The organism is Klenkia terrae (assembly GCF_037083865.1).
In the GTDB taxonomy this organism is placed as follows: domain Bacteria; phylum Actinomycetota; class Actinomycetes; order Mycobacteriales; family Geodermatophilaceae; genus Klenkia; species Klenkia terrae.
Window position 1 is genome coordinate 1 of sequence record NZ_JBAPLV010000033.1, and the last position, 17,670, is coordinate 17,670.

At 74.2% G+C, this 17,670-nt stretch carries 16 protein-coding genes and 2 tRNA genes; 12 read left to right on the top strand and 6 right to left on the bottom strand.

What is annotated here, in order from left to right; all coding sequences use genetic code 11:
* Window positions 1-157 precede the first annotated feature (157 nt).
* The 4 genes from UXQ13_RS20960 (at window position 158) to UXQ13_RS20975 (ending at window position 3,262) form a co-directional block, all read left to right on the top strand.
* Complete coding sequence (locus tag UXQ13_RS20960; RefSeq protein ID WP_336392911.1) at window positions 158-1,123, top strand: GDP-L-fucose synthase family protein; 966 nt, start codon at window positions 158-160, stop codon at window positions 1,121-1,123.
* On the top strand, window positions 1,120-1,683 hold the full coding sequence (locus tag UXQ13_RS20965; RefSeq protein WP_225234230.1) for an LbetaH domain-containing protein: 564 nt from the start codon (window positions 1,120-1,122) through the stop codon (window positions 1,681-1,683). The genes UXQ13_RS20960 and UXQ13_RS20965 overlap by 4 nt, the downstream gene beginning before the upstream one ends.
* 97 nt (window positions 1,684-1,780) lie before the next feature.
* Complete coding sequence (locus UXQ13_RS20970; RefSeq protein ID WP_336392912.1) at window positions 1,781-2,515, top strand: SGNH/GDSL hydrolase family protein; 735 nt, start codon at window positions 1,781-1,783, stop codon at window positions 2,513-2,515.
* Between the two features lie 159 nt (window positions 2,516-2,674).
* Window positions 2,675-3,262 carry an arsenate reductase/protein-tyrosine-phosphatase family protein gene (locus UXQ13_RS20975; RefSeq protein WP_225234232.1) on the top strand — a complete coding sequence of 196 codons (588 nt, stop codon included), beginning with the start codon at window positions 2,675-2,677 and terminating at the stop codon, window positions 3,260-3,262.
* Between the two features lie 48 nt (window positions 3,263-3,310).
* Here the strand turns inward: UXQ13_RS20975 and UXQ13_RS20980 are convergent, their stop codons facing one another.
* Window positions 3,311-5,149: a tyrosine-protein kinase domain-containing protein gene (locus UXQ13_RS20980; protein ID WP_225234233.1), complete on the bottom strand. Its 1,839-nt coding sequence runs from the start codon at window positions 5,147-5,149 to the stop codon at window positions 3,311-3,313.
* Window positions 5,150-5,361: 212 nt separating this feature from the next.
* On the opposite strand from UXQ13_RS20980, the gene UXQ13_RS20985 reads away from it, so the two are divergent.
* A complete protein-coding gene (locus UXQ13_RS20985) occupies window positions 5,362-6,837 on the top strand; it encodes a hypothetical protein (RefSeq protein ID WP_336392913.1) in 1,476 nt (491 codons plus the stop codon).
* Complete coding sequence (locus tag UXQ13_RS20990; RefSeq protein WP_225234235.1) at window positions 6,834-7,940, top strand: glycosyltransferase; 1,107 nt, start codon at window positions 6,834-6,836, stop codon at window positions 7,938-7,940. Before UXQ13_RS20985 ends, UXQ13_RS20990 begins: the two co-directional genes overlap by 4 nt.
* Here UXQ13_RS20990 and UXQ13_RS20995 read toward each other — a convergent pair.
* Window positions 7,930-8,958 carry a PHP domain-containing protein gene (locus UXQ13_RS20995; RefSeq protein ID WP_225234236.1) on the bottom strand — a complete coding sequence of 343 codons (1,029 nt, stop codon included), beginning with the start codon at window positions 8,956-8,958 and terminating at the stop codon, window positions 7,930-7,932. The two genes, UXQ13_RS20990 and UXQ13_RS20995, sit on opposite strands and share 11 nt — an antisense overlap.
* Window positions 8,955-9,545, bottom strand: coding sequence for a DoxX family protein (locus UXQ13_RS21000; RefSeq protein ID WP_225234237.1), 591 nt, complete (start codon window positions 9,543-9,545; stop codon window positions 8,955-8,957). The genes UXQ13_RS20995 and UXQ13_RS21000 overlap by 4 nt, the downstream gene beginning before the upstream one ends.
* Before the next feature lie 142 nt (window positions 9,546-9,687).
* On the opposite strand from UXQ13_RS21000, the gene UXQ13_RS21005 reads away from it, so the two are divergent.
* On the top strand, window positions 9,688-10,341 hold the full coding sequence (locus UXQ13_RS21005; protein WP_336392914.1) for a hypothetical protein: 654 nt from the start codon (window positions 9,688-9,690) through the stop codon (window positions 10,339-10,341).
* Here the strand turns inward: UXQ13_RS21005 and UXQ13_RS21010 are convergent.
* Complete coding sequence (locus tag UXQ13_RS21010; protein WP_336392915.1) at window positions 10,326-11,765, bottom strand: bifunctional phosphatase PAP2/diacylglycerol kinase family protein; 1,440 nt, start codon at window positions 11,763-11,765, stop codon at window positions 10,326-10,328. The two genes, UXQ13_RS21005 and UXQ13_RS21010, sit on opposite strands and share 16 nt — an antisense overlap.
* A gap of 119 nt (window positions 11,766-11,884) precedes the next feature.
* Between UXQ13_RS21010 and UXQ13_RS21015 the strand changes: the two genes are divergently transcribed.
* On the top strand, window positions 11,885-12,916 hold the full coding sequence (locus tag UXQ13_RS21015; RefSeq protein ID WP_336392916.1) for a hypothetical protein: 1,032 nt from the start codon (window positions 11,885-11,887) through the stop codon (window positions 12,914-12,916).
* A gap of 91 nt (window positions 12,917-13,007) precedes the next feature.
* On the opposite strand, the gene UXQ13_RS21020 is transcribed toward UXQ13_RS21015, so the two are convergent.
* Window positions 13,008-13,538: a CGNR zinc finger domain-containing protein gene (locus UXQ13_RS21020; RefSeq protein ID WP_225234240.1), complete on the bottom strand. Its 531-nt coding sequence runs from the start codon at window positions 13,536-13,538 to the stop codon at window positions 13,008-13,010.
* 141 nt (window positions 13,539-13,679) lie between these two features.
* Between UXQ13_RS21020 and UXQ13_RS21025 the strand changes: the two genes are divergently transcribed.
* The 4 genes from UXQ13_RS21025 (at window position 13,680) to UXQ13_RS21040 (ending at window position 16,527) form a co-directional block, all read left to right on the top strand.
* On the top strand, window positions 13,680-14,861 hold the full coding sequence (locus tag UXQ13_RS21025) for an MFS transporter (RefSeq protein ID WP_225234241.1): 1,182 nt from the start codon (window positions 13,680-13,682) through the stop codon (window positions 14,859-14,861).
* Between the two features lie 75 nt (window positions 14,862-14,936).
* Window positions 14,937-15,025: transfer RNA gene (locus UXQ13_RS21030), tRNA-Ser, on the top strand.
* Between the two features lie 20 nt (window positions 15,026-15,045).
* Window positions 15,046-15,118: transfer RNA gene (locus UXQ13_RS21035), tRNA-Arg, on the top strand.
* 305 nt (window positions 15,119-15,423) lie between these two features.
* Window positions 15,424-16,527 (top strand): ABC transporter ATP-binding protein, encoded by a 1,104-nt coding sequence (locus tag UXQ13_RS21040; protein WP_225234242.1) that lies wholly within the window; start codon window positions 15,424-15,426, stop codon window positions 16,525-16,527.
* Between the two features lie 5 nt (window positions 16,528-16,532).
* Here UXQ13_RS21040 and UXQ13_RS21045 read toward each other — a convergent pair whose 3' ends face one another.
* On the bottom strand, window positions 16,533-17,663 hold the full coding sequence (locus UXQ13_RS21045) for an ROK family protein (RefSeq protein WP_225234243.1): 1,131 nt from the start codon (window positions 17,661-17,663) through the stop codon (window positions 16,533-16,535).
* Between the last annotated feature and the right edge of the window lie 7 nt (window positions 17,664-17,670).

Here is a 17,670-nt window from a genome sequence, read left to right on the forward strand (position 1 = left end):
CCAGCAGCAGCTCGGCCAGGTAGGAGCCGTCCTGGCCGGTGATACCCGTGATCAATGCCGACTTCGCCACATGTCCCCCATGCACGTTCCGGACCTGATGGGATCAGGTCGAGTTGAGGCACGACCCTAGCCAGCAACACCCACATGGGGGAACGAGATGAGCGTCGCACCGTTGGACCGAGGGGCACGGACGTACGTGGCGGGGCACCGGGGCCTCGTGGGTGGTGCGGTGCTGGCCCACCTGCAGGCCGAGGGGTTCACCGACCTGGTGACCGCGACCTCGGCGGAGGTGGACCTGCGCGACCGCACCGCGGTGGAGGCGTTCTTCGACCGGGAGCGCCCGGCCACGGTGATCCTGGCCGCAGCCAAGGTCGGCGGGATCCTGGCCAACGCCACCTACCCGGCAGACTTCTTCTCCGACAACATCCGGATCCAGACCAACGTCCTGGACGCCGCCGCGGCCACGGGCACCTCGAAGTTGCTGTTCCTGGGTTCCTCCTGCATCTACCCCAAGTTCGCCGAGCAGCCCATCCGCGAGGACTCGCTGCTGACCGGGTTGCTGGAGCCGACCAACGACGCCTACGCGATCGCCAAGATCGCCGGGGTGCTGCAGGTGCAGGCCCTGCGCCGCCAGTACGGGCTGCACTACATCTCGGCGATGCCCACCAACCTGTACGGGCCCGGGGACAACTTCTCCCCCGAGGGCTCCCATGTGCTGCCCGGACTGATCCGCCGGTTCGAGGACGCCCGCATCGACGGTGACCCCACCGTCACCGTGTGGGGGACCGGCACCCCACGGCGGGAGTTCCTGCACGTGAGCGACCTGGCGCGGGCGTGCGTGCACCTGCTGGAGCACTACGACGACGGCGCGCCGGTCAACATCGGGGTGGGGGAGGACCTGCCCATCGCCGAGCTCGCCCAGCTCGTCGCCGACACCGTCGGCTACACCGGGGAACTGGTCTTCGACACCACCAAGCCCGACGGCACCCCCCGCAAGCTGCTGGACGTCTCCACCATCCACGACCTGGGCTGGCGCGCCGAGATCGGTCTGCACGAAGGTCTGGCCGCCACCGTCGCCTGGTACCGGGAGCAGCTCGCCGCCGGCACCGTCCGCGCGTCGTGACCGACGTCCGCCCCCGGGTCATCGACCTGTCGGCCGCGCCGGGTTCGGGCGAGGCGTGGGACGCACCGGCCTGGAAGGTCTACCTCTGGGGCCTGGCCGAGGTGCTCTTGGTCAGCAACCCGCTGCAGATCAGCTCCAGGGTGCGGCGGGCGGTGCTCGTCGCCTTCGGCGCCCGGATCGGTGAGGGCGTGCTGCTGCGCCCACGGCTGCGGGTGCGCTTCCCCTGGAAGCTGACCGTCGGTGACCGCAGCTGGATCGGCGAGGACGTCTGGTTGCACAACCAGGACCAGCTGACCATCGGCTCGGACGCCGTGGTCAGCCAGGGCACCTTCGTGACCACCGGTTCGCACGCGCACCGTCGGGACATGGCGCTCATCACCGCCCCGGTGACGATCGAGGACGGCGCCTGGGTGACGGCGCGGTGCGTGGTGCTGGGCGGCAGCCGGATCGGGGTCTCCGCGCTGGTGTCCCCGGGCACCGTCGTCTCCGGGGAGGTGCCCGATGGCATGGTCGCCGGGGGCTCCCCCATGCAGCTGCGCGGGCCCCGGTTCCCCGTGTGACCGCTGCGCCCACGAACGGGTGATGGCACTTGCGGGTCGGATCGGTCACGCTTGCCCGGTGCGACGGGATGCGGGGTGCCGAGGGATCGTGCTGGCCGTGGTCGCCGTGATGGCGGTCGTGGTCATGGGCGCGGCGCTGCGCGTGCCCGGACCGGAGGGCGGGGACGCATCCCGGTCCGGTCCACCGATGGGTCCGCCCACCCGACCGACGGCCGCCCTCTTCATCGGCGACAGCTACACCGCCGGCGCCGGCGCCAGCAGCCCCGCCCAGGCTTGGTCGTGCCGGGCGGCAGCACTGCTGGACTGGACCTGCAACCTCGACGCCCAGGGAGGCACCGGGTTCGTGGCCGACGGCCGCTCCAACACCCCCTCCTTCAGTCCGCTGCCCGACCGGCTGCAGTCGTCCGCACAGCGTTACCTGGCCGACGTCGTGGTGATCGACGCCGGTCGCAACGACCGGGCCACGCCGGCAGAGGACGTCGTCGCCGTGGCGGCCGCCTACCTGGCCGAGGTACGGGCGCGTTGGCCGGAGGCGACCTTGGTCGTCGTCCTGCCCGCCTACCTCACCCAGGGGCCCGACCCGGCCGACAGCTGGCAGCAGACGGTCGACGCCGGCTTCCGGGACCTCGCGGTCGATCTCGGTGGACTGGTCATCGACCCGGTGGGGGAGCGGTGGGTCGAGGACGCCGCCGCCCAGCGGCTGCTGGACCCCGATGGCATCCACCCCGACGACGCCGGCCATGCCTTGCTGGCCGAGCGGTTCGTCGCCGACGTGCGGCAGGCCGGGCTGGCGGACCCGCCGCTCACCGACCTCAGGACGCCCGGGTCCTGACGTCCGGGCGAGCACCGGCAGCGAGGCCAATCGACCATCCAGTGCCGAGGGTCGAGGCCGCCGCGGCATCCGGCGATGACCACCCACACGGTCACCGGTCGTCACCCGGATGGGGGTGACGGTGACGACGGGTACCGGAACTCGTGCCACGATCGAGACATGCATGTGGCCTTCGTGTGCACGGGGAACATCTGCCGGTCCGCCCTCGCGGAGCGGATCACCACCGCGTTCGCCGAGGAGCTCGGTCGCGGCGACCTGACTGCGTCGAGTTCTGGGACGGCGGCCGTCGTCGGCTCGGCGATGGACCCGCGGGCCGCGCAGGCCCTCACCGACCTGGGTGGCCACGCCGGGTCCTTCCGGGCTCGGCAGTTCGTCCCGGAGCACGCCGCCGAAGCCGACCTGGTGCTCGCCCTGACCCGCGCGCACCGGCGCGACGTGCTGCAGGTCGCCCCCCGGGCCATGGCGCGCACCTTCACCCTGCTCGAGGCCAGGGACCTGCTCGCCCACCTGCCGCGGGACTTGGTGGTCCCGCCCGCCCGCGACCTGGATGCCCGCGGCGCGGCCCTGGTGGCCGCGCTGGGCCGGGGGCGGGCCGCCCGTGGGCTGGTCACGCCCGGGGACGACGACGTCCTGGATCCCGTCGGTCGCTCGTCCGCGGTGCACCGAGCGGTCGCGGACCGGATCGCCGACGCACTGTTCCCGCTCCTGCAGACGTTCCTCGGCACCCGCGCTCCTGCGCTGGTCTGACGGCGGGGTGGGCCGGGGCGGCCCATCGGCGGTCCCGGTGCGCGATGTTCAGCCGCGGCGGCCGCGACCCCGGGAGCGCGAGCTCTGGCTGGAATCCGGCTGCCGTGGTCCGACGACCACGCGGGCCGGGTAGATCGGCGCGTCGGGGCCGGAGATCGCTGGCCGCGGCGGGACGTTGGACGGTGCACGAGCGGGGGCCGGCGCGGCGGTGGTGTCCGCGGAGGCCGACTCGTCGTCCGACCGGCTGTCTCGCGTTGTCGTGTCGCTGTCCTCCTGCCCTGTCCGGTCCGCCGGGACCGCTGGGGCATCTGGCTCCGGGAATTCCGTCGGCGCAGGCGGGGCGGCCGGCTCAGGGGTGTCGAGCTCGGCCACCGAGCCGGTCACGGTCGCACGGGCGGCGGCCTGCACCCGGCGCACCGCCGTGCCGTCGGACGCCGTCGCGATCGGGGCAGTCGGGGCAGGGCGGGCGGGCGCGGCGGCCGGTGCCGACGGCGCGAGTCGCCGGGCGAACCATCCGCGGCGCGGCGCCGGGTCCTCGCCGTAGTGGTAGCTGTACCCGAGTCCCTCCTCGCTCGCGGCCCGGCGAGGGACGAAGGTGAACACAGAGCCCAGCGTGCGGGCCCCGACCCGCTCCAGGGTGCGGGCCGCGCTCTCCAGCTCGCGGGACCGGGTCTGGCCGTAGCGGACGCAGAGCAGCACGCCGTCGGTGGAGGGGGCCAGCCCGCCGGCGTCGGACACCGGCAGCAGAGGCGGACCGTCGAGCAGGACGATGTCGGCCCGGCCGACCAGATCGGACAGCACCTTCTTCATCAGGCCCGAGGCGAGCAGCTCGCCGGGGTTGGGCGGCGTGGGGCCGGCGGCGAGGACCTGCAGCGAACCGTCACCGACCGGCTGCAGGACGTCGTCGAGGTCGGCCGAGCCGTTGAGCACGCTGGTCAACCCGGCGCCGCTGACCAGCCCGAGCTGGCGGGTGACCCGAGGACGTCGGAGGTCGGCCTCCACCAACACCACCCGGCGCCCGGCCGCGGTCAGGGCGAGCGCCAGGTTCACCGACACGGTGGTCTTGCCCTCGCCGGGCAGCGAGCTGCTGACCAGGATGGTGCGGGGTGGCGAGTCCACGTCGACGAAGTCCAGGCTGGTGCGCAATTGGCGGAAGGACTCCGCGCTGGGGACCTCGCGATCCTGGAGAACGTTGGTGCCCGCGGCCAGCTGGTCGTCCAGCGGGATGACCGCCAGGCCCGGCCCGCTGGCGAGCTCGGCGGCCTGCGCGCTGGTCCGGACCCGGCTGTCGGTCTTGTGGCGGATCAGCACCAGGGCGCACCCCAGCACGAACCCGAGCACGAGGCCGATCGGGACCTGCCGGGTGGGTTGTGGGCTGCTGGGCTGGGTGGGCAGCTCCGGTCGGGCGATGACCGACACCTGGATGGGCGAGCTGAGCTGGCCGGCCGGGGTCTCCAGCGCGGCGACCAGGCCGTCGAACTGGGTGCCGATGGACTCGGCGATCGCCTGCGCCTGCGTGGCGGAGGGGTCGGTGACGGTGACGTCGAGGATGACGGTGTCCGGCACCACCGAGGCGGTGATCTCCTGGGAGAGCTCATCGGCGGTCATGTCCAGGTCCAGGTCGTCGACGACGGCTTGCGACAGTTGCAGGTCGGTCAGGTAGGCCGCGTAGGACGACACCCGCGCCTTGGCCAGGACGCTGCCCTCGACGGCGGCGCTGATGTCGTCGCCGGACCCCGTGGTGGAGATGAACAGCCGCGTGTCGGCGGTGTACTGAGGCGTGCTGGCCAGCACCAACCCACCGGCAGCTGCTCCGCCCAGCAAGGTGGCCACGACCAGGACCCACCAGGCCGAGCGCAGTACGCGCACTGTGTCCTGCAGATCCACCGGGCATCACTCCTGACTCGTGCAGCCGCTTGGGCCCGGGCCACCCGACGGCGGCCCCACCACGACCGGCCACCCTGGCCCGACCCACGTGTTCTCGGCCGATCCTGCCGCCCCGTACAACATCGCACAGGCCTGGTCACCCGTTCGGGGTGGCTCCCGGGACCGCGGACGACACCGCCCTACGCTGCACGGACCGACGACAGGACAGGTCCATGGAATCCCCAGCCGCACTCTCCCCGGGCGGCGCCGTGCCAGCCCGGGTGGTGGGGTCCGTGCCGCTGGGCGCCCTGGCGGCCCTCGTCTTCGGCCTGGCGGTCCCGGCGTACGTGCTGGCCGCCACCCCCGGCCCGCGGAACCCGGGCTGGCTGGGGGCGTTGGTGGTGCTGGTCCTGGTCGGTGTGCGATACAGCTGGATCGTCGGCCGCGGAGAGCAGCGCCTCGTCGAGATGACGGTCTGGCTGTTCACCTACGTCTTCCTGGGACTTGCGCCGTTGGTGCAGCTGCGGGAGGGCGTCTCGCCGGAGACCACCCCGGAGGTGTACGGCGCCTTCGTCGCCGAGTCGTTGCTGGTCGTCGGTCTCGGCTCACTGTCCTTCGCGGTCGGGTGCGGGCTCCGCACGCTGCGTTCGGGAGGCAGGGGCGCCCGGCTGCGCACCATCGGTCCCGCCATCGCAGGGAACACCCAGGTCGGGGTGCCGCGGGGCCTGCGATGGCTCGGTCTGGGGTCCTTGCTGCTCACCGCCTACTACCTGGTGCAGGTCGCACCGGCGCTGTTCACCTCGGTCGACCAGCTGGGTGCGCAGATGGCGGCCGTGTGGCCCAACACCGCCACCCAGGGCATCGTCCAGGCGCTGGCGATCATGCCGCTGCTGGTCACCGTGGTCTCGATGACGCTGCTGCGCCTGCGCCGGCCGCGACCGGTGTGGACGACGGGCGAGCAGGTGGTGTACTGGACCGCTGTGGTCGCCTTGGTGGTGACCGTCAACCCGCTCAACAGCCCGCGGTACGTGTTCGGCACCGTGGCGCTGTCGTTGGCCGGGGCGCTGGGCCTCTACGCCACCGGGCGGCGTTTCCGGGCGGTCGCCGTCGGGGCGGTGCTGGGCTTGCTGGTCGTCTTCCCGGTCGCCGACGCGTTCCGCGACACCTCGACCCCGGGTGGCATCGAGATCTCGCCGCTGTCGGCCCTGGAGGGCGGGGACTTCGACGCCTTCGCCCAGATCGACAACACCCTGCTCTACGTGGACCAGTACGGAACCACCGAGGGGCGGCAAGCCCTGGGTGTTGCCCTGTTCTGGGTGCCCCGGGCGGTGTGGACCGAGAAGCCGGAGGACACCGGTGTCCTGCTCGCCGACTTCCGGGACTACTCCTTCGACAACCTGTCGGCCCCCTTGTGGGCCGAGTTGTTCATCAACGGCGGCTGGGTCGCCGTCGGCATCGGCGGGTTGGCCTTCGGCTGGTGGGCCCGCGGTCGCGACGACGCCATAGTGACCCGGTTGCGGCGCAGCCGTGCACCGGGGGTGGTCGACTGCATCCTCCCGTTCTACTTCGTCTTCCTGCTCCGGGGCTCGTTGCTGCAGGCCATGGCGAACCTGGTCGTGATGCTGGCGTGCGCCTGGTTCGCCGATCGGGTGACCCGCGAGCACCTCGCGGTCGATGCCCCTGCACGCAGCGAGCCGGCGTCGGCGTGAGAGTCCTCCACGTCGCCGCCCTCGTCAGCGAGGACGGCGCCTACGGCGGTCCGGTCTCGGTCGCGACCGACCAGGTGCGCGCCCTGCGCTCGGCCGGGCACCAGGTCACCCTGATCGCCGGGTGGGACGGTCGGGCTTCCGGTGACGGGGATCCCGCCACGCTGCTGTTCCGCGCCCGGCGCCCTCGACCCGACACCTTCGCCGGGATGGTGGCTCCGGGGCTGCTGGGCTGGGTGCTGCGGCACGTCCGGCAGTTCGACGTCGTCCACGTGCACCTCACCCGCGACCTGGTGACCCTGCCGGCGGCGTGGTGGGCCGCCCGGCTCGGTGTGCCCTTGGTCGTCCAGACCCACGGCCAGGTGCGGGCCGAGCGCGGTCGGGCACAGGCGCTGCTGGACCGTGTCTGGACCCGGCGGGTCGTGCAGCGGGCCGCATTCCTCGCCCTCACCAGGCACGAGGTGGCCGACCTCGAGCGGCAGGGGGTGCCCGCCGACCGGATCACCCGGGTGGTGAACGGCGTCCCCTCCGCCGGTCGACTCGCCGCTCCGGCAACGTCGGACCCGCTGGTGCTCTTCGTGTCCCGGCTCGCCAACCGCAAGCGACCGGTGGCGTTCGTCGAGGCGGCCGCGCTCGTCCACGCCGTCCGGCCCGGGGTGCGGTTCGAGCTGTGGGGTCCCGACGGCGGCGAGGCGGGCGCGGTGGACGCCGCCATCGAGGCGGGCGGGATCGGTGCGGTGTGCACGCGCCGCGGCCCCACCAGTCCGGCGGCGGCCCGCGACCTGCTCGCCGGGGGGCAGGTGTTCGTCCTGCCCAGCGTGGCCGAGCCCTTCCCCATGGCGGTGCTGGAGGCGCTGAGCGCCGGGCTGCCCGTGGTGCTGACCACCGAGACCGGGCTCAGCGCCGCGGTGGCGGAGACCGGGGCCGGTGCGGTCACCGACGGGTCGCCGCGGGAGCTGGCCGACGCCGTGCTGCACCTGCTGGCCCACGAGGCGTGGGCGGCCGCGGCCGGCCGCGCCGTCGAGCTGGCGCGGACGCGGTACTCCATGGACGCCGTCGTCGCGACCCTCGAGTCGGTCTACGGCGGGCGGGGCGTCAGCGGCTGAGCAGCTGCTCCGCCGTCCCGGTGTTGATCACCCGGTCGGCGGTGATGCCCGCCCCGGCGGCCTTCTCGCAGCCGGCGCCCTGCCAGTCCAGCTGACCCGGGGCGTGCGCATCGGTGTCGATGGAGAAGTCGCACCCCAGGTCCGCGGCCAGCTGCAAGAGGCGGGTCGGCGGATCCAGCCGCTCCGGCCGGGAGTTGATCTCCACGGCGGTTCCGTGCTCCACGCAGGCGGCGAACACCGCCTCGGCGTCGAACCCGCTCTCCGGCCGCGGCTTCTGCTGCTTGCCGCCGCGCTGGGTGCGCTCCACCAGCAGCCGTCCGGTGCAGTGCCCCAGGACGTCGGTGTGCGGGTTCTGCACCGCGGCCAGCATCCGCGCGGTCATCCTGTCGGCCGGTGCGCGCAGCTCCGAGTGCACGCTGGCCACCACCACGTCCACCCGGGCCAGCAGCTCGTCGGTCTGGTCCAGCGTGCCGTCGAGGTTAATGTCGCACTCGATGCCGGTGAGGATCCGGAAGGGGGCCAGCTCCTCGTTCAGCTCGGCGACCACGTCCAGCTGACGGGCCAGCCGCTCGGCGCTCAGGCCGTTGGCCACGGTCAGCCGGGGGGAGTGGTCGGTCAGCGCCAGGTAGTCGTGGCCGATGCCCATCGCGGCCAGCGCCATCTCCCGGATCGGGCTGCCGCCGTCGGACCACTCCGAGTGCGTGTGCAGGTCGCCCCGCAGGGCGTTCCGCAGCTCACCGGCCGCGCCCTCGAGCTCGGTCGGCGGGTGCTGCGCCTTCAGGTCGGCCAGGTACTCGGGCTCCTCGCCGGCGTGCGCCTGCAGCACGACCGCGGCGGTCTTCGCCCCGATGCCCTTGAGGTCGGTGAGCGTGCGGGTCTTGATGCGGCGCTCGAGCTCGGCGTCGGACAGGCCCTCGACGACGTGCGCCGCCGTCCGGAACGCCGACACCCGGTAGGTGGGCTCGCGGGCGCGCTCCAGGAGGAAGGCGATCCTCCGGAGCGCGTCCGCGGGGATCACGAGAGCCCGATCTCCTTGCCGACCTTCTTGGCCTGCTTCTTCAGCTTGCGCCCGGTGCGGCCGCGGCTGGCCTTCTTCTGCGCCTTCTCGGCCTTCTTGGCGGCCTTCTCGTAGCGCGACTCGGCCTTGGCGATCGCCTTGTCGGCCGACCGGCGCACGCGCCAGCTGGTCGAGGGCTTGCCCTCGGTGTCGACGGCGGCGATGAGCAACCCGCCCAGCAGCCCGGCGTTCTTCAGGAAGTGCGCCTGGTTGCTGAACTTCTTCTCGTCGTCGGTGTCCTCCCAGAACCGGTGCCCGGCCAGCGTCGTCGGCACGATCGAGCCGGCCAGCGCGAGCGCGGACAGCCGCGGGAACCAGCCGAGGGCGAACAGCACCCCGGCGCCGACCTTCACCCCGGCGTCGACCTTCACCCACTGCTCGACGTCCCGGGGGACCTCGACGGGCAGCTGCTCGTCGGCGACCTGGGCGATCTGGTTCACGACCTTCGTGGCCCCGGGCACCCGGCTCTGCGGGTCGCGCAGGGTGCTGATGCCCCCGTACACGAAGGAGGCGGCGAGTAGGGGTCGTGCGATCCGGCGGACCAGCATGGGTGTCCTTCTTCCATCGACGTCGTCGGCGGGTCCGTGCCCGATCGGCGGGACGACGAACCCTCGCCCCCGACCGTAGTGATGCCCACCTCTGCCCGCTCGCTGTCAGCCCGCGGCCAGGATCGTCGGCGACACTGGGGAGGTGACCCTGGCCCCGCCCGCCCCCGCCCGGGCGCGCGACGACACCTGGCTCTGGGCGCTGGCCGGCCTGGCGCTCGGGCTGTTCGGCCTGGGCTTCGTCGTCCGCTGGCGGTGCACCGTCGGGTCCTGCTCCCTGGGCGGTGCGGAGTGGGTCTTCGACCTGGACGCCGTCGGCGGTCTGCCGCGGCTGTTCACCACGTCGCTGTTCGTGGCCTCGGCGGTCTGCGCGGGGCGGGTCGCGGTGCGGTCCCGGGGCACCCACCGGCTGTGGTGGAGCGCGGTCACCCTGATCGGCGTGGGGCTGGTGTTCGCCAAGCTGGTCAGCGCGCACTCGGTGCTCGAGGGCTGGGACGGCGCCGGCGCGACGCTCGCGCTGGGCAGCCTGGCCAGCGTGGTGGGCCTGCCGGTCCTCGGTGTGCTCGGCCGGGTGTGGCGGGTGCCGGGCGCCCGGGCCGTCGTCCTGGCGCTGGCGGTGTACGCGCTGGCCGCGCTCGGGCTCGACGTCCTCACCGGTGCGGTCGCGGTGGCCGACCCCCGCCCGCTGCCGATGGCCGCGGCCACGTTCGTCGAGGAGCTGGGCGAGGCGCTGACCGCGCTGGTCCTGCTCGCTGTCCTGTCGCGGCGGGTGCCGCCCCGGCGTCAGCGAGTGCAGTAGACGACCAGGCGCTGCCGCTTGGTGAACGAGAACTCGGTGTGCGCTGCGCCGGTCTCGCCGTCGTAGGCCACGACCAGCGGCCCGGAGCGGGAGACCACCGTCAGCGACCGCACCTGGAACTGCCGGTAGGAGCGGGCGTGCTCGCTGATGCCCAGCAGCGTCGCCAGCACCGCGCGGCTGCGGCCGAACCGCAGGTCGGCACGGAGGTACTGCACGTCGAGCAGGCCGTCCTCCAGCGAGGGCCGCCAGGCGGGGGACACGCCGCGCGGGGTGTAGACGCCGTTGCCCACGAAGAGGATCCAGGCGCTGACCCGGCGGCCGTCCAGCTCCAGCTCGACCGGCGCACCCGTCCGGAGCACCTGGCCGGCGGCGATCGTCAGCGCCAGCCACTTGCCCAGCCGACCCGACATCGCGTCCCGCCGGCGCACCATCTCCGGGTAGCTGCCGATGCTGGCGGTGTTCAGGAACGGGGTGCCGTTCACCGCGGCCACGTCGACCAGCACGCCGTCGCCGGCCTCCACCGCCCGGGCCGCCTCCACCGGGGTGGCCACCCCGACGTCCCGGGCGAAGTGGTTGAGCGTCCCGGCCGGCAGCACCGCCAGCGGCAGGCCGTGCTCGAGCGCGACCGCGGCCGCCGCGGCCACCGAGCCGTCGCCGCCGGCCACGCCGAGGGCCTTCGCGCCCTCCCGCACGGCCTGCTGGAGCAGGTCGGTCACCGAGTGCTCGTCGTCGATGTCCCGGACGACGGCCCGGGGGAGCAGGGCCTGGATGTCCGACGCCGGGTCGTAGTCGGCGTCCCCGGACCGCGGGTTCACCGCCACGTGCAGCCCCTCGCCCTCGGGCAGCGCCGGGGCCCGCTCCGTCGTCCGCACCTCGGCCGGGGTGCTCGGCCGGACCCGCCACCAGTGCTGGGTGGCCGCCGCGACCGCCGCGCCCACCGCCATCCCGGCCACGACGTCCCCGGGGTAGTGCACGCCCACGTGCACCCGGGAGTAGCCCACGCCCAGCGCCACCGGGGCCACCAGCGCGCCGGCCCACGGGCTCTCCATCGCCACCCCGGTCGCGAACGCCGCCGCCGACGCCGAGTGTCCGCTGGGGAAGGACAGCGTGTGCAGGGACCGGTCCAGCGCCCGGCCCCCGGCCACCCCGGCCGCGTCGGGCCGCACCCGGCCGAACACCGGCTTGAGGACGACGTTCACCAGCGCGCTGGAGACCAGCAGCGATCCCACCCCGCGGACGGCGGCCCGCCGCGGCGCGCCCTTCTTCGTGCCGAGCACCAGCCCGACGCCGAGCCAGAGCTTCCCGTGGTCGGCCGCCTCGGACAGCCGGCGCAGCACGCCGTCCACCGGGCTGGCCGGCAGCCGGCCGACCCGGGCCTGCAGGCGGGCGTCGAACCGGCGGGCGGCGGAGCGGGAGAGGGCCACGAGCGGGCACGCTAACCGCCCCACCCCTTGGGGGGAGATCGCACCCCGGGGGGTGAGGTGGGGTGGACGGCGGGTCGATCAGCCAGGTGTACCGACCACCACCTGATCGAGGGATTACCGTGCGCACCCGCCTCCGCCTGCTGCCCCTGCTCGCCGTCGCCCTGATCGGCGCCGTGGCCGTCGCCGGTCCCGCCGCGGCCGAGCCGGTCGCCGACACGCCGGTCCCCGGTTCCACCGAGGCCGCCCCCACGGACGGTGCGACGCCCAGCGGCCCCACGACACCGACCGCGCCCCCGGTCTCCGAGCCCGCCCCGGTCTCCGAGCCCGCCCCCGTTCCGGTCGCGGCGCCCGAGCCGGCCCCCGTCCCGGTCGCCGTCCCCGAGCCGGTGGTGGTGCAGCCCGAGGCCGCGCCGACCGCCGCACCGGTGGCCGCCGCCCCGACGCGGACCCCGCGCCCGACCACGACGACCAGCCGCCGGACCGGCACGCAGCAGCTGCCCGAGCAGCCCACCACCGGCGGGTCGCCCGAGGCCACCACCGCCACCGCGCTGGCCGCCACGGCCGCCGGCGCCGCCCGCACGGGTGCCCAGCACGCCGCGGAGGCCGAGGCCGGCCAGCTCTTGGTCGCCGGCTACGTCACCCGGGCCAACCGCGCCGCGGCCATCGACCTGTCCTCCCCGGTGGACACCGTGGCCGCCGCACTGGCCGAGGCCCGGACCCTCGAGCAGCTCGTCGCCGACCAGTCCGCCGCCGTCGCCGCCTCGCTGGCCGCCGCGCAGGACGCCCGGGGGCAGGCCACCGCGGCCCGCGACCAGGTCCTCGCGCTGCCGCAGACCGCCGCCGGCGTCGCCGACCAGACCGCCTACGCCCAGCAGGTGGTCGCGGCCGCCGGCATCTCCGTCGACCGGGCCGCCGTCGCGGTGGCCGCCGTCGAGCAGGCCACGGCCGCCGTCCAGGACGCCGTCGCCACCCTCTCGGTGCGGGCCGACCGGATCGACCCCGCGTCGTCGTCCGAGCCACTGCCCGACGCCGCCGCGGTCTACGCACTCGGTGCGGTCGTCGTCCTCGGGTTCGGGGTCGCCGGCACCACCGCGGTCGGCGCCCGCCGCGCCACCGTCCGCCGCCGCGTCGCCGCCGTCCGCGGGGCCTGACCGCTCCCCGCGACGAGGCAAGGGATCCCTTCCGCAACTCCGGCGCCGGATCCGTTCGGGAAGGGATCCCTTGCCCGGGCGGGGAGCCTGGTCAGGACTTCTTGCGGGCCCGGTAGGCGGCGACGGTGGAGCGGGACGAGCAGGTGTTGGAGCAGTAGCGGCGGCTCGCGTTGCGCGAGGTGTCCAGGTAGACGTTCCCGCAGCCCTCGGCCGCGCAGACGCCCAGCCGCTGCCAGCCGTGCTGCACCACGACCTGGGACAACCCCATCGCCACCGTGGTGGTCAGCTGCTCCAGCGCGCCGGCCTCGGGGGCCGCGTAGTGCAGGTGCAGCTCGCCGTCGTGGTCGGTGGCGTAGGGCTTCGGGCTGGCCAGGGCGAGCAGCGCGTTGAGCCGGTCCATCACCTGGGCCTGCGAGTCGGCGACGGCGACCTCGCGCACCAGGTCACCGGTGGTCGCCACGGCCTTGACTGCACGGGGGGTGAGCTCGAGCGCCGTGCCCTCGGTGAACCACTCGTGGTGGGCGGCCACGAACGCGGCGGCCCAGGCGGGGTCGTCGCGGTCGGCGTTGGCCAGGTCGACCGCCAGCTCGACGGCGTTGGACCCGTAGTCGTCGTAGTCCATCTCACATCCCCAGCCCGGTGTAGGCGGTCATATGGCTTTGACTCCCTACGGGCGATCTCGTACCGTCGGGAATGCGTAGGGACCTAACCAAGGTTGGCACCCTACGATTCCCCTTCTAGGTCGTACGGAGTGAGCACAGTCATGCGTCAGTACCTCACCGTGTGGCGGCTTCCCTCCGCACCGGTGCTGCTCGTCGCCGGGTTCGCCGGCCGGTTGCCGTCCGCCATGGTCCCCCTCGCGGTCCTGCTGCTGGTGCAGCAGCAGACCGGGTCCTACGCCGTCGCCGGCCTGGCCTCGGCCACCTACGGCATCGCCATGGCCGTGATGGCCCCGGTGCTCGGGCGACTGGCCGATCGTCGCGGACCCCGGCTGGTCCTGCTCGCCCAGTCGGTCACCTACCCGCTGCTGCTCGCCGTCCTCGCCGCCGCCGTGCTGACCTCGACGAACACCGCGGTGATCCTGGGTGCCTCGGCGCTGGCCGGGTTCAGCACCCCGCTGGTCAGCGGCACGGTGCGCGCGCTGTGGTCGCGGGTCGACCCCCGGGTGCGGCCCACCGCCTACGCCCTGGACGCCACCACCACCGAGCTGGTCTTCGTCGCCGGCCCGACCACCGTGGCCACGCTAACCCTGCTGGCCAGCCCGGTCGCCGCGATCGCGCTGGCCGGCGTCTGCACCGTCGTCGGCACGCTCGGACTGGCCTTCTCCGGCGCGATGCGCGCCTGGCGGCCGGCCGTCGCCGTCCAGAAGAGCCTGTTCGCCACGGTCACCGTGCCCGGCATGCCCCGTGTGCTGGTCAGCGGCACCGCGCTGATGCTCGGCTTCGGTGCGATCGAGGTCGCCGTCCCGGCGTTCGCCGACGCCGCCGGCTCGCCCGGCCTGTCCGGCGTCCTGCTCGGGGTGTGGTCGCTGGGCTCGGTCGCCGGCGGGCTGTGGTTCGGCGCCCGGGTGCTGTCGACGTCCCTGCCGCGGCTCTACCGCTGGGGCCTGCTGGGGACGACGATCGGCATGCTCCCGCTGGCCGCCGTCTCCTCGCCGCTGCTGCTCGGGGCGCTGCTGTTCCTGGGCGGCACCGCGATCGCCCCGACGCTGACCGTGCAGAGCTCGCTGGTCGGGTCCATCGCCCCGGCCGACGCCACCACGGAGGCGTTCACCTGGCTGTCGACCATCGCGTTCGGTGCGTCGGCCGTCGGGGCGGCGATCGGCGGCGCGCTGGTGGAGACCTCCTACGGGGTGGGCGGCGCGTTGGTGCTGGCCACGGCCGCGGCGGCGCTGGCCGTCGTCGTCACGCTGCTGCCCGGACGACGGGTCGCCGCACTGGCCTGACACCCCCTGGTGCCACCGGGGAGGAGGCGCTGGTAACCTTCCTCCTCGGTGCTTCCGGGGGAACCTGGCGGCCCGGGAGGCTTCGCCTAGTCCGGTCTATGGCGCCGCACTGCTAATGCGGTTTGGGTTTTGGCCCATCCCGGGTTCAAATCCCGGAGCCTCCGCGCAACAACTGAACACATACGCACCCGTAGCTCAACGGATAGAGCATCTGACTACGGATCAGAAGGTTAGGGGTTCGAATCCCTTCGGGTGCACGTCTGGTTGAGACAGCCGTCGACCCCCGCAGCTCCTCGTGAGCGCGGGGGTCGACGTCTGTCCGGGGTCATCCGGTCTGGCCAATTCTGTGATCTGGGCCACTCGCGCCGGGTCGCGACGGTCGTCCGCGCGACAGCTCGCCCGCCGCACCGAGCCCTGCCCGGCAGCCAGGGGTTCCGTGGCGGAAGCCCCAGCTCGGCGGTCCCCGGGACGGGCCGGCGCAGTCGCCTACGGTCAGCCCCGAACAGGTGTCGCCGGTCACAACGAGGTGCGGCACCGCCGGCTCGGGAGAGGACCCCCCACGATGGCTGCCATCACCTACGACAAGGCCACCCTGCAGTACCCCGGCGCCGACCGTCCGTCGGTCAACGCGCTGGACCTGCACATCGAGGACGGCGAGTTCCTCGTCCTGGTCGGGCCCTCGGGCTGCGGCAAGTCCACCTCGCTGCGCATGCTCGCCGGCCTGGAGGACGTCACCGACGGCACCATCCGGATCGGCGACAAGGACGTCACGCACGTCCCGCCGAAGAACCGGGACATCGCGATGGTCTTCCAGAACTACGCGCTCTACCCGCACATGTCCGTCGCGGACAACATGGGCTTCGCGCTGAAGATCGCCGGCATGGGCAAGGCCGAGATGCGCAGCCGCGTCGAGGAGGCCGCCAAGGTCCTGGACCTCACCGACTACCTGGACCGCAAGCCCAAGGCGCTGTCCGGCGGCCAGCGCCAGCGCGTGGCCATGGGCCGGGCGATCGTGCGCAACCCGCAGGCCTTCCTCATGGACGAGCCGCTGTCCAACCTCGACGCCAAGCTGCGCGTGCAGACCCGCACCGAGATCGCCGCGCTGCAGCGCCGGCTGGGCACCACCACCGTCTACGTCACCCACGACCAGGTCGAGGCCATGACGATGGGCGACCGGGTCGCCGTCCTCAAGGACGGGTTCCTGCAGCAGGTGGACACCCCGCGCAACCTCTACGACAAGCCCGACAACCTCTTCGTCGCCGGCTTCATCGGCTCGCCGGCGATGAACCTGGTCGAGGTGCAGCTCACCGGGGACGGCGCCACCGTCGGCGGCCGGTCGGTCCCGCTGCCCCGTGCCGCCGTCGCCGCGCTGTCCGCGCAGGGCCAGACCTCGGCCACGATCGGCTTCCGGCCCGAGGCCACCTCGCTGACCAGCGCGGAGACCGGGATCCCGTTCGAGGTCACCGTCGTCGAGGAGCTCGGCTCGGACGCCTTCGCCTACGGCTCGTTCCCCGGCGCGCAGACCGAGGCCGGCCGCGACCGCCTCATCACCGTGCGGATCCCCGGCCGGGTCGTGCCGATGAAGGGCGAGACCGTGCACCTGCAGGTCGACTCCGCCGAGGTGCACGTGTTCAACACGGAGTCGGGCAAGCGGATCGACGTCTGACGGCGTCAGGCCGGGGTGAGCCAGCCCGCGCCCGCGGTGAACCGCTGCACCGCGGTCCCGGCGGCCGCCCGCGCCCAGGCGACGGCGTCCTGGTCGCGCACGGTGATCTCGACCGGGCGCGACCAGGGGTCGCGGTGCTCGTCCAGGGCGGCCTGCAGGCTCTCGTAGCCCACCACGGCCAGGTCGGCGCCGTCCCCGCCCAGCAGCACCTGGTGCACCCCCGTCGTCGCCGACACCACGCCGACCAGCCGGCCCAGCGCCGCGGCGGCGTCGTCGACCACCCGGCGGGGGCGGACCTCGCCGTCCACCGCGCCGCCCAGCAGCTCGGCCCAGGTGGTCGGCGCCCCGGTGGCCACGTGCGCGGCGGCCAGCACGGCGGTAGTGGTCAGCAGCGACCCGGCGCAGCCGCGGTGGCCCCGGGGGCACCGCGGTCCGGCCCCGCCCAGCGGCAGGTGCCCCAGCTGCGGCAGGCCGGTGTCCACCACCCGGTCGTCGACCACCAGGCCGTAGCCGATCCCGGCCCCCACGGTCAGCACGGCGAACGAGGCGTGCTCCCGGCCGAGCCCGAACCAGTGCTCGGCGCGGGTCAGGCAGGCCAGGTCGGCGTCCACCCGGACCGGCCACCCGGTCCGCCCGGCGACGAGGCCGCCGAGGTCGACCGGCGTCCGCCAGCCCAGCGCGTCGGCGTGCAGCACCCGGCCGGCCGCGTCGACCCGGCCGTCCAGGGCGATGCCGGTGCCGGCCGGCGGCGGGCCGGCGCCCACCAGCCGGGCGACCAGGTCGGTGACGGTGCCGGCGACGGCCTCGGGGGAGCGGTCGGGCAGCGGGGCCGACGCCTGGTCCAGCACGGTCGTGCGGAGGTCGGTGCACACCGCCCACACCTCGCTGCCCCGCACGCAGACCCCGACGAACCGGTGCCGGTCCAGGGCGACGTCCAGCGGCCGGGTGGGCCGGCGGGTCGCCGGGTCGGTGACCGGGTCGGTCTCCACCAGCACCCCGGCGTCCACCAGCGGCCGGCCCAGCCGGGTCAGGCTGCCCGGCGACAGGCCCAGCGCCCGGGCCACCGCGCCGCGGTGGACCGGGCCCGAGCGCAGCACGTGCAGGGCGACCTGGTGGGCGCTGTCCTCGGGGTCCACCGCCGCG

Excerpts from the sequence above, each read along its gene's own strand:
- UXQ13_RS21000 (WP_225234237.1), bottom strand. The coding sequence starts at position 9,545 with ATGCTGGTCCGCCGGATCGCACGACCCCTACTCGCCGCCTCCTTCGTG.
- UXQ13_RS21020 (WP_225234240.1), bottom strand. The coding sequence starts at position 13,538 with ATGGACTACGACGACTACGGGTCCAACGCCGTCGAGCTGGCGGTCGAC.
- UXQ13_RS20975 (WP_225234232.1), top strand. The coding sequence starts at position 2,675 with ATGCATGTGGCCTTCGTGTGCACGGGGAACATCTGCCGGTCCGCCCTC.
- UXQ13_RS20985 (WP_336392913.1), top strand. The coding sequence starts at position 5,362 with ATGGAATCCCCAGCCGCACTCTCCCCGGGCGGCGCCGTGCCAGCCCGG.
- UXQ13_RS21040 (WP_225234242.1), top strand. The coding sequence starts at position 15,424 with ATGGCTGCCATCACCTACGACAAGGCCACCCTGCAGTACCCCGGCGCC.
- UXQ13_RS20960 (WP_336392911.1), top strand. The coding sequence starts at position 158 with ATGAGCGTCGCACCGTTGGACCGAGGGGCACGGACGTACGTGGCGGGG.
- UXQ13_RS21025 (WP_225234241.1), top strand. The coding sequence starts at position 13,680 with ATGCGTCAGTACCTCACCGTGTGGCGGCTTCCCTCCGCACCGGTGCTG.